Source organism: Flavobacterium sp. ZT3R18 (genome assembly GCF_007097385.1).
In the GTDB taxonomy this organism is placed as follows: domain Bacteria; phylum Bacteroidota; class Bacteroidia; order Flavobacteriales; family Flavobacteriaceae; genus Flavobacterium.
Map to the genome: position 1 here is coordinate 43542 of NZ_VJZS01000016.1, position 11783 is coordinate 55324.

Genomic DNA, 11783 nt, shown 5'->3' on the forward strand with positions numbered 1-11783 from the left:
AGTATTTTTTTACGATGCCAGTATTTTAGTGCTCAACATTATAAATTCATAGTAACAAAAATTTCATTATTGCTTTTAGCATTTGCGTTGAGAGGATCTGTATTTAACAAAAATGAATTTCTAATCCCTAATCCAAAATCAGCATTGAGGTTGAATAGAGAAAAAGTAAAAATCGTCTCCACTCCTGTAGAATTCTGTTTGAATTTAGTATTGAACCGCTCTGTCATTCCGCCGTCAAAAAATAGATTGGCATGTATTCTTTTAATAAATATAATTCCACCAAAACCCGAATCAGGATAGCAAATCGGGAAACTGTAATTTGCCGAATAAACGGTTTCTTGATCACTATTTAAAGGGCTATACCCTCTTGCGTGAATAAAATTATCGACATATAAATAATCATTGGTAATTAATTCTTTCTTATATCTAAATGAAAAATCAAGCCCATGATTTTTTGAAAAACCTGCCGCACTTAAATTTACAGTAGCCGATATTTTTTCGCTTGAAACACTATTATCTAACGATTTAAAATAATCAACCTTTACGCTTTGTGACCATTTTGCCGAAAGATTTTGCACGGCTCTCCTCCTAGTGTTAGAAAATGAAAAACCGACATGAGCTGAATTGAAATTCAAATTTTCGTGTGAATATCCAACCTGATTACTGCTGTAATTATTTGTTTCTATAGCTGAAAATGTGGGAGCTAACAGAAAACTTGTCGCATAATTTGAATGTAACCAACTCAATGGCACTATAAATCCAATGTTTTTTGAGACTTCATCAAAATCAACTTTTTTAGTCCTATACCCATCACCCGGATTAAAACCACTTACATTATACGTGTTACTCCTTTTTGCAGTAATTAAGGATGCGGTAACCGGCAAAAAATATTTGGCATAAGTCACGGCCGCATTATAGGACATCCGTTTCTCATTACCATTGTATTGCGTAGAGGCATCGATAGAAAAGTCATTAAGAATATTACTCATCGAACCTCCAAGGCTAAATGAGTTATTACTCCCTATAGTGAATCCCCAAGTATGTAATTTCATTCCTCTAAACAATCCTTTATACTCTTTGACCTCATATTCGTTAACAGGAATATCATTCAAAATTGGTTTTTCAATCTCGTTTGTTTTTACATCAAAACGCTTCAAATCAACAGGTTCCATTATCGTTACAGGATTTGAACCTAGTTCAGAAATACCTTCTTCGATATTTATTTGGGTTAATTGTTTCCCCATATCGGTTTGTTCAGACATATAAAGCACCGTGCCATCAGCAGTAACCTCTGGAAAATCTGCACCCACCTCAACCGAAGTAATGGCTTTTATTTGCTTACTGCCATCATCCTTTAAACAATAGATGTTGCTGATTCCAGTAAATGAAGCCGAAAAATAAATTTCATTATTTATTACTTTAGGCATTCCAATGGAGTGACTTGTCCATGGCATCAACTCCGTAATTATATCATTCTTGAGATCATATTTCAGCATACATAATTTTGAATTGCGTTTTGATAAATACACAATCGCATTCTCATTATCCAACCATTTAGGATAGGAAATAAAATCATTCTTTGGATTGGGAATCGTTTTTAAAACTGCTCCCGTTTTAGCATCAAGAATTTTAATGTTGTTCTCCAGATTTTTGTTTGCACTGACAGTTACAATCTTCTCTCCAGTAGCAGAGAACATCGGGCTGAAATATTTGCTTTTCTTTGTTATGACACTTTTCTTAGAAGTTTTCAAATTATAGGAAACAATCACAGAGTAAGTCCTTTCTTGTCTTCTACCATCATTTCGTATTTCCGTCCAGCATACATTATTGCCATTTATGTCTAAATAGGGTTCTGTTCCAATACCAATTGGGGTCAATGCTTTCTCAGTCCCGTCTATAATTTGAACTAATTGTGTAGTTTCATCATAACTGTTTTTGAGGCAAATAATCGAACCATCAGCCAATGCTTTTGGATACGTATAATTTGTTACTACATTTTTAGGCTTAGTCGTTATTGGAGTAGTTTCGGTAAGGGTCATTGTTTCCAATTCCTCCATCCATTTTTCTTTTAATGCTGCATAGGAAGCCTTATAAAAACGGCTTGTGCTAAGACCAGTCTCTTTCTTTAAGGCTTTAGAAAAAGGATAAAATGAATGAAAAGCACTTCCACCGGCCAATACCCTTGCCCATATTTTCTCATCATACTGATTTCTTCCGTAATTAATCATGTTATATCCCATCGTGTAATGGTCTGGTATGAGATTTTTGAAAGAACCATTTCGCATTTGCATATAATTGTAATTCCTGTTATTTACAAACAAAGCTCTTTGCTCCTCAAAAAAGCTAGGCAATCGTCCCCTACCATTTTCTGACAACAGTGTTTCAGAATGTACGGCATCCCCTTCCCAGTACCAACTAGGAATAGAGATAGCATTAACAAGACTCCAAGCCGACTCACCACCTATATAGTAAGCAAAATTAGTAAGTCCATGTCTTGTGTTAGAATACTGAAGTGCATGTCTGTATTCATGAATAGAGAGATTATCCAACCAGTTCATCGTACCTAAAAACTGTTGGTTTTGCATTCCTGTGGCATAGAATTCACTTCTAAAAGGTGCTAAAGCAACATATCCATTTGCTATAGCGTTATTGGTGTTTAACAACAAATCCAGTTTGTAGCTTTTATCTCCTACCGAAATATGTTTTTCTTTATTGATATACGCAATAACATCGGCGATACGCTTTGCCTGTTCAAGGGTAGAATCAGGAAATATCACCTTGATTTTGTCATTTTTTATGTATTTCCATTTAACTGTTGAGGGATGATTTCCAAGTGTATTGTATTGTGCATAAGTAGAATGAAAAGAAAAAAGGATAAAGAAAAATAAATAAAAGACGGAATGCTTCATGTTGAATAAATGTTTTTTAACGTATTGTTGGTTTAATAAATAGTACTTGATTGCTTTTTATTTTGTTTATAATCTAAAGCACTTACTATTCCTAATTATCGTGGTAAGGTATTTATTACCGCCGTTTAAGAAACATCAGAAAACAAGTATTATTGTATTCGCTAAGGTATTTAATTTTAAAACATTTTATACTACACCAAACTCTGTTTACCCCACAAATCAAAATACTTCCCTTTTTGTTCTAACAAAGCAGAATGATTTCCGGATTCTACGAATGAAGACCATTAGCACTTCCTTACCATAGACAGGTTGATACTACTTGACAAACTACAGATTTCTTTCAAAAAACAAACCCAATAAAAAAGGAGAAAATCATAACGACTTTCTCCTTCTTTATAAATCAACTTACTATTTCTACTCCGCAGTAGTCGGATCAATGATTTCAGAAACAAGGCTTATTTTATTGGCTGGAAACCCACCTTGATTGGCATGTTCCCGAACCATTTCTACATTGGGGGCAATGTAGACACAATAGATTTTATCATCGGTCACATAACTGTGTTTCCATTGTATTTCGGGCCCCATTTTTCTTAAGACATCACAAGACGTATTCGCAATCTCTTTTAATTGTTCTGGCGTCAACTTCCCTGCGTTAGGAATTTCCCTTTCAATAACATACTTAGGCATACTAATTAGATTAAAAAATTAGAATAAAACAACTATCGAAAAATCTCTTTTTAGTTTCGCATTAGCAATTACTTAAAAGGAATCAAAGAGATTTATGCAAAAAGGGGCAGTAGATACAATTGCTTTTCAGATGCAAAAAAACTCAAAAAGCACTAAAACAATCAAAATCGGCTGATACAATAACCTGTAACAGCCGATTTCTTCACAGACGCAAACCTTATAATCTAAAGCACTGACAAATAGATATTTATTCTTAACTAGTTCTCTATTTTGCCTCAAACAATGCGCTGTGTTACCATGCTAAAGATACAACAAATGCACTTAAACCGATTGCCACTTAACAAATTTATAACACCTTGTATATCAACACATAAAATGACTAAAACAAAGAAACCCATTCTGAATTTACAGAATGGGTTTCTTTGTTTTAGTCATGTAATTTAGTTAGACGTAGCAAATGCCTCTTGTCTCCAGTTTTTCACTTTAGAAACCTTGTTATTAGAATAATCGACTTCACTAAGATTGTTTCCTTTCCAGAAAAACCATTTGCCGTTTTTTACTCCGTTTACATATTCTCCAGAAGAAATTTTATCTCCAGCTTCATTATAAGAAACCCAAATTCCCTCCAGTTTTCCGTTCTCAAAAAATCCCTCTTGTTGCACTTGTCCATTTTCATAAAAATAAGTGGCTTTCACTTTTTTTCCAAAAGGTTCTAAAACAGGTTTTGCATCTTGTGCAAAAATTACTCCCGAAAACAACAGCGCTACTAAAATTACATACTTTTTCATATCGTTAGTTTTTAAATGTTTACATCTTATATCCCAAAATTAGAAAGAAAATTTACATTAAAAAAACAATTGCTTAACAATTTCGTAACACAATCGAAAGCTTAACATTGGAAATTTAAAAACACAAAAAAAACCAACACTTTCGCATTGGTTTTTTTGTATTTTTTAACAGACCCTTAGTTCAAAAGTACATCCAACTCTTTAACTAAATCATCTGACGAAGGTCGTGCTGCACTAGATTTTACAATAATTCCATTTGGGTCAATCAAAATAAACCTAGGAATGCCCGTAATTTTATAATCTTGAACGAACTTAGAATTCCAGTCATTGTCTGCAAAAAGCTGCACACCACCTAATTCTTTCTCTTTAATCATTGTTTTCCATTTTTCTTGATCTTTTAATTTATCAATAGAAATGCTGACAAAAGCTATATTCTTACCATGATACTTTTCTTCCACTTTTTTCAAGAATGGGATTTCTTGACGGCAAGGTCCGCACCAAGTTGCCCAAACATCAATATACACATATTTCCCTTTTAAATCTTCTAATTTGGTAGTTCCCCCAGCATAATTAAGATAATCAAAAGATGGCGACGGCAAATTATTCATCTTATTATTCTCTTGCTCCTGTTCATAATACTTATTCAAACCAACAAGAGACTCTTCAATTTCCTTTTTTTGGACATTTACAAAGTTAGGATCAAGTTTGCTGTTTTTTAATTGTAACAAATCAGTCGCTATTTTCTCTTGCGAAAGGCGTTTAAAATCTACAGGACTTGCTGCTAATAACCTATCATAATCATACTTAGCGTCTAAAATTGTTTTTTGAGCCAAACAATTATTCTCAAGAGCACCCTTTCCGGTATAAACAATAGATTCATCAAACTGTTTCGCATCCATTTTCAATTTTAAATCATATCCGTTTTTAAGATATAAACTGGTATACTCTACTCCATCAAAAAGTAAATACGGTCCTTCTACAACTTTTAAAGTATCCTTAAAAATCCCATTTTTATTAACTTCAATCTTCTTAATAATTTTTTGATTTTGACGAATAAAAATGAAATCCCCATTTCTATTTGCTATTTCAGCCTGAAAAGTAACATACTTCTTACCTTGTGCATTACTTAAAAAAGAAAATACAACGGCAATTACGACAAACACTATTTTTTTCATAAACTATTTCGGTTAAATTTTGGTTTATCAAATCTAATCCTAAATGTTAAAGCGTTTTAAAAATTAACAAAAATTTAATTTCATTGAAGTTGAGTGCTTTTCGAGATTATTTTATTTTTTGAGTTTAGTAAATATTTCAAAATAAACCCTACAATTACTTCACTATGTTTCTATTTTCATTGGAGTTCAGTGAACTTCGTTTTGCCTCGTTCTTTTGTCCTTTTTCTTCGTTAAAAAATATTTCAATAGCCCCGCTATTCAAAGCCAACGCTCCTGCTCGCCCATCCTTTCCTCAAAGGATGTCGTCTTGAAAAAGACCAAAATAACTTCGTCAAATTATGCATGCTTTATTTCAAAACCTTTACTTACTTTTGTACTCAAAAATTAAAAACATGTACAGAAGTCATAATTGCGGCGAATTGAACGCCTCACATATCAATACAGAAGTTACACTTGCCGGTTGGGTTCAAAAATCACGTGATAAAGGTTTTATGAATTGGATCGATTTACGAGATCGTTACGGAATTACGCAATTGATTTTTGACGAAAGTCGTTCTATAAAAGAAGTTTTTGAATTGGCCAAAACCCTGGGTCGCGAATTTGTGATTCAAGCTAAAGGCACCGTTATTGAGCGTGAAGCCAAAAACAAAAACATTCCTACTGGGGAGATTGAAATTTTAGTTACCGAACTAAACATATTGAATGCGTCTTTGACTCCTCCGTTTACCATTGAAGATGAAACAGATGGTGGAGAAGACATCCGAATGAAATACCGTTACTTGGACATTCGAAGAAATCCAGTAAAAAACAGTTTGCTTTTTCGTCACAAAGTAGCGATGGAAGTGCGTAAATACCTTTCGGATCTAGATTTTTGCGAAGTAGAAACGCCATACCTAATCAAATCAACTCCCGAAGGAGCGAGAGATTTTGTGGTTCCTTCTCGAATGAATGCAGGACAATTTTATGCTTTACCGCAATCGCCTCAAACTTTTAAACAATTATTGATGGTGGGCGGAATGGATAAATATTTCCAAATCGTAAAATGTTTCCGTGACGAAGATTTGCGTGCCGACAGACAACCGGAGTTTACACAAATTGACTGTGAAATGGCTTTTGTGGAGCAAGAAGATATTTTGAATATTTTTGAAGGTCTTACTCGTCATTTGCTAAAAGAAATAAAAGGTACCGAAGTAGACAAATTCCCAAGAATGACCTACGAACATGCTATGAAAACATACGGAAATGACAAACCGGACATTCGTTTCGGTATGGAATTTGGTGAGTTAAACCAATTTGCGCAACACAAAGATTTCCCGGTTTTCAATGCAGCCGAATTGGTTGTAGGAATTGCTGTTCCTGGGGCAGGTAATTACACCCGTAAAGAAATTGACGCCCTGATTGACTGGGTAAAACGTCCTCAAGTTGGCGCCAGCGGAATGGTATATGCAAAATGTAACGAAGATGGAACTTATAAATCATCTGTGGATAAATTCTACGATCAAGACGATTTGACCAATTGGGCAAAAACCACAGGGGCAAAACCAGGCGACATGCTTTTTGTGCTTTCTGGACCTGCCGATAAAACAAGAGCCCAATTAAGTGCCTTACGTATGGAACTAGCCACTCGTTTGGGCTTAAGAAATCCAGCGGAATTCGCACCTCTTTGGGTTGTCGATTTCCCATTATTAGAATTTGATGAAGAAAGCGGTCGTTATCATGCGATGCACCACCCATTTACCTCTCCAAAACCAGAAGATATGCACTTACTGGAAACCAACCCTGGAAAAGTACGCGCCAATGCCTACGACATGGTTTTGAACGGCAACGAAATTGGTGGAGGTTCTATTCGTATTCACGATAAAGCGACCCAACAATTAATGTTCAAATATTTAGGATTTACCGAAGGCGAAGCCAAAGCACAATTTGGATTCTTAATGGATGCCTTTCAATTTGGAGCACCACCACACGGAGGTTTAGCTTTTGGATTAGACCGTTTGGTTGCGATCTTGGGAGGACAAGAAACCATTCGAGATTTTATTGCTTTCCCAAAAAACAACTCAGGAAGAGACGTAATGATTGATGCACCATCCAATATTGATGACTCTCAATTAAAGGAATTACATATTAAATTAAACACAATAATATAACTGAAATCGTTGAATATCAATATTTTTACAAAAAAAATATGTAAGAATGACTTTCGTATTATATTAAAGATTACATTTGCCTCATTATAAATTATTATTACTATTACAATGCGTACAGGTACAGTTAAATTTTTCAATGAATCTAAAGGTTACGGATTCATTACAGACGAAGAAACAGGAAAAGACATTTTTGTTCATGCATCAGGAATCAACGCGGAAGAATTACGCGAAGGTGACAGAGTTAGTTATGAAGAAGAAGAAGGAAGAAAAGGAAAAGTTGCAGCTAAAGTAGCAGTTCTTTAAGCATAAAAATAGTTTACTGTTTTTTTGCACAAATGTCTAAAAAACGTTTCGATTTATTTCGGGACGTTTTTTTTTGTTTGCACCCCAAAATCCACTCCAAATAATTCTTATTTATAATCAATAAAAATTAGATTTCAATCCCGCCAATCATCCAACTTAATTAGATCCAAAACTTGTGTTTTAACAACACGAAAGCTATCTTTGCGTCTTATTCCAAAGCAAAACATTTACGATTATGCAATCAGACCAATTCAATTATATTCCTATTTTAATGCAGTTTATACTGGCTGTAGGATTTGTAGTAGCTACGATAATAGTTTCTGGAAAATTAGGCCCAAAAAGGTCTTCAGAAATTAAAGACAAAAACTTCGAATGTGGTATTGAATCTATTGGAAACGCAAGGATTCCTTTCTCAGTAAAGTATTTCTTAGTAGCCATCTTATTTGTCCTTTTTGATGTCGAAGTAATCTTTCTATACCCTTGGGCAGTGAATTTCAAGGAGTTAGAAATGGAAGGAATGATAAAAATGATTATCTTTATGTTATTACTTTTGGTGGGTTTTTTCTACATCATCAAAAAGAAAGCTTTAGAGTGGGAATAAATTAAGAATGCAGATTTTAGATTTTAGATTTTAGATTTTTACAATTAGAAAATTTAAGACTTGAAATTTAAAATTTAGAGTTTTTAAAAATATTAAAAATTGATTTTTTAAAATGTTGATTTTATTTTACGATTCGCCTGAATCTAAAATCTAAAGTCTAAAATCTAAAATTAAAATGAGCGATTCTAAAATAAATATGGTTGCCCCTCCAGAAGGTGTTGTTGGTGAAGGTTTCTTCGCCACAAAACTGAATGATGTAGTAGGTTTGGCTCGCGCCAACTCACTTTGGCCTTTACCGTTTGCCACATCATGTTGCGGTATCGAATTTATGGCAACAATGGCTTCCCATTATGATTTGGCCCGTTTTGGATCTGAAAGAGTAAGTTTTTCTCCTCGCCAAGCCGATATGCTAATGGTAATGGGAACTATCTCTAAAAAAATGGCTCCTATATTACGTCAAGTATACGAACAAATGGCCGAACCACGCTGGGTAATTTCAGTAGGAGCTTGTGCTTGTTCCGGAGGTATTTTTGACACTTATTCAGTACTTCAAGGTATAGACAAAGTGATCCCAGTAGATGTATATGTTCCGGGTTGTCCTCCACGACCAGAACAAATTGTTGATGGAGTAATGAAATTGCAAGAATTGGTAAAAAGCGAATCTGTAAGAAGAAGAAGCTCCCCAGAATATCAAGAATTATTAGCCTCTTATAATATCAAATAAAAATGGCTTTAGAGACAATAGAAATTCAAGAAAAATTAACTGAAACTTTTGGCGAAAATGTTTTTCGCTTCACTCAAGAAAGAGATATTTTCTCTTTTGAAGTAGCTTCGGATAAAATAACGGCAGTTATTCTTTTCTTAAAAAACGATCCCACTTTACGTTTTCACTTTTTGACTGATTTGTGTGGTATTCACTACCCTGACAATGAAGAAAACAGGCAATTTGCTTTAGTTTATCACATGCACAATTGGTACGAAAATAAAAGAATCAAAATCAAAGCTTTTATAAACGGGACAAATCCTGAAATAAAATCAATTTCAAACATTTTCTTGTGTGCCAATTGGATGGAAAGAGAAACGTATGATTTCTTCGGAATCAATTTCATCGGTCATCCCCAATTGAAACGTATTTTAAATATGGATGAGATGATTTCTTTCCCAATGCGAAAAGAGTTCCCAATGGAAGACAGCGGAAGAACAGACAAAGACGACAGGTATTTCGGAAGAACAACAATAAATAGTTAATATAAATATACACCTCATTTCTCCCGATAGCTATCGGGAGAAATGAGGCTTAATTTTTCACATTAAATAAATGTCTGAACTATTATTATCACCAGAGCATCGCTATGCTAAAATTATCAAGGAGAGACACAATGAAGATGGAAGCGAACTTTCGATTCTTAACTTAGGTCCTACGCATCCTGCAACGCACGGTATTTTTCAAAATATCTTGTTGATGGATGGTGAAAAAATTCTTGAGGCAGAGCCAACCATTGGTTACATTCACAGAGCTTTCGAGAAAATTGCCGAAAATCGTCCTTTTTACCAAATTACACCTCTTACCGATAGAATGAACTACTGTTCGTCCCCTATCAATAACATGGGATGGTGGATGACATTAGAAAAATTATTAGACATTGAAGTTCCAAAAAGAGCGCAATACTTAAGAGTTATTGTAATGGAATTGGCTAGAATTACCGATCACTTAATCTGTAATTCAATTCTTGGGGTAGACACAGGTGCCTATACTGGTTTCCTTTATGTATTTCAATTTAGAGAAAAAGTTTACGAAATCTACGAAGAAATTTGCGGCGCTCGTTTAACAACAAATATGGGAAGAATTGGTGGTTTCGAAAGAGATTGGTCACCAGAAGCTTTCCGAAAATTAGATGTGTTTTTAAAAGATTTCCCAGTTGCTTGGAAAGAATTTGAAAACTTATTTGAAAGAAACAGAATTTTCATTGACAGAACGGTTAATGTAGGCGCAATTACAGCTGAAAAAGCGATGGCTTACGGATTTACAGGCCCTAACCTTCGTGCTGCCGGTATTGATTATGATGTGCGTGTTGCGCAACCCTATAGTTCTTACGAAGATTTCGATTTTATCGTTCCTGTTGGAAAGTCAGGAGACACCTACGATCGTTTTTGCGTTCGTAATGCCGAGGTTTGGGAAAGTTTGAGCATCATCAGACAAGCCTTGGCAAAAATGCCGGAAGGAAATGAGTTCCATGCTGATGTTCCTGAATATTATCTTCCACCAAAAGAAGATGTTTACACATCTATGGAGTCGTTAATCTATCACTTTAAGATTGTTATGGGAGAAGTTCCCGTTCCAGTTGCCGAAATATATCATGCTGTTGAAGGTGGAAACGGTGAATTAGGTTTCTATTTGGTAACAGATGGAAGCAGAACTCCTTACAGATTGCATTTTAGAAGACCTTGCTTTATTTATTATCAAGCTTATCCAGATATGATCAAAGGATCTATGTTATCGGATGCAATTGTTATTTTATCAAGTTTAAATGTTATTGCTGGAGAATTAGACGCTTAAAGATTTTAGATTGTTGATTAACAATTTTTAGATTTAAGATTAAAAAAACCGTGCCTTTGCGCCTTTGTGGCAAAAAATATAAAAATGGAAAGAACACATTACAAACAAGAAATAAACATGACCGAAACATTGATGAATCGCATCAATGAATTGATCAGTCATTATCCTGAAGATAAAAGAAAATCGGCTTTGCTTCCCGTTTTACATGAAGTTCAAGATGCTCACGAAAATTGGTTGAGTATTGAATTAATGGACAAAGTCGCCGAAATTTTACAAATCAAACCGATAGAAGTATATGAAGTGGTCTCATTTTACACGATGTACAATCAAAAACCTATTGGAAAATACATGTTTGAATTTTGCCAAACCTCTCCATGTTGTCTTAACGGAGTAGAAGATTTGATGGATTACACCTGCGAGAAGTTAGGTGTAAAAGTTGGAGAACCTACTGCTGATGGATTATTTGAAGTTAGAGGTGTTGAATGTTTAGGCGCTTGTGGTTATGCTCCTATGATGCAGTTGGGTGATTTTTACAAAGAACACTTAACCAAAGAGAAAATAGACCAGCTAATTACCGATTGTAAAGACGATAAAATAATAGTACACGATAAATAAT

Annotated in this window: 11 protein-coding genes; 7 read left to right on the forward strand and 4 right to left on the reverse strand. The window is 34.5% G+C overall.

All coding sequences use genetic code 11. The annotated features are described in order from the left end of the window. Positions 1 to 38: 38 nt before the first annotated feature. The 4 genes from FNW52_RS15435 to FNW52_RS15450 form a co-directional block, all read right to left on the reverse strand. Entirely contained in the window at positions 39 to 2909 is a 2871-nt protein-coding gene (locus FNW52_RS15435; RefSeq protein WP_143378331.1) for a hypothetical protein, read from the reverse strand. Between the two features lie 414 nt (positions 2910 to 3323). Beyond that, positions 3324 to 3596: a DUF4242 domain-containing protein gene (locus FNW52_RS15440; RefSeq protein WP_143378332.1), complete on the reverse strand. Its 273-nt coding sequence runs from the start codon at positions 3594 to 3596 to the stop codon at positions 3324 to 3326. A 440-nt stretch (positions 3597 to 4036) separates the two neighbouring features. Beyond that, positions 4037 to 4384: a toxin-antitoxin system YwqK family antitoxin gene (locus FNW52_RS15445; protein ID WP_143378333.1), complete on the reverse strand. Its 348-nt coding sequence runs from the start codon at positions 4382 to 4384 to the stop codon at positions 4037 to 4039. 176 nt (positions 4385 to 4560) lie between these two features. Continuing rightward, positions 4561 to 5559, reverse strand: a complete 999-nt coding sequence (locus FNW52_RS15450) for a TlpA disulfide reductase family protein (protein WP_143378334.1) — start codon at positions 5557 to 5559, stop codon at positions 4561 to 4563. A 392-nt stretch (positions 5560 to 5951) separates the two neighbouring features. Here FNW52_RS15450 and aspS point away from each other — a divergent pair, with 392 nt between their 5' ends. From aspS to FNW52_RS15485, 7 genes are all read left to right on the forward strand, one after another. Continuing rightward, positions 5952 to 7706 (forward strand): aspartate--tRNA ligase, encoded by a 1755-nt coding sequence (gene aspS / locus FNW52_RS15455; protein WP_143378335.1) that lies wholly within the window; start codon positions 5952 to 5954, stop codon positions 7704 to 7706. A gap of 108 nt (positions 7707 to 7814) precedes the next feature. Continuing rightward, positions 7815 to 8009 carry a cold-shock protein gene (locus tag FNW52_RS15460; RefSeq protein ID WP_077378011.1) on the forward strand — a complete coding sequence of 65 codons (195 nt, stop codon included), beginning with the start codon at positions 7815 to 7817 and terminating at the stop codon, positions 8007 to 8009. Positions 8010 to 8244: 235 nt separating this feature from the next. Further along, positions 8245 to 8610: an NADH-quinone oxidoreductase subunit A gene (locus FNW52_RS15465; protein ID WP_143378336.1), complete on the forward strand. Its 366-nt coding sequence runs from the start codon at positions 8245 to 8247 to the stop codon at positions 8608 to 8610. 175 nt (positions 8611 to 8785) lie between these two features. Beyond that, a complete protein-coding gene (locus FNW52_RS15470; RefSeq protein ID WP_116763990.1) occupies positions 8786 to 9334 on the forward strand; it encodes an NADH-quinone oxidoreductase subunit B in 549 nt (182 codons plus the stop codon). 2 nt (positions 9335 to 9336) lie between these two features. Further along, positions 9337 to 9858, forward strand: coding sequence for an NADH-quinone oxidoreductase subunit C (locus tag FNW52_RS15475; RefSeq protein WP_143378337.1), 522 nt, complete (start codon positions 9337 to 9339; stop codon positions 9856 to 9858). 70 nt (positions 9859 to 9928) lie between these two features. Next, entirely contained in the window at positions 9929 to 11167 is a 1239-nt protein-coding gene (locus tag FNW52_RS15480; RefSeq protein ID WP_143378338.1) for an NADH-quinone oxidoreductase subunit D, read from the forward strand. Between the two features lie 84 nt (positions 11168 to 11251). Next, positions 11252 to 11782 carry an NAD(P)H-dependent oxidoreductase subunit E gene (locus tag FNW52_RS15485; protein WP_143378339.1) on the forward strand — a complete coding sequence of 177 codons (531 nt, stop codon included), beginning with the start codon at positions 11252 to 11254 and terminating at the stop codon, positions 11780 to 11782. Position 11783: the final 1 nt, after the last annotated feature.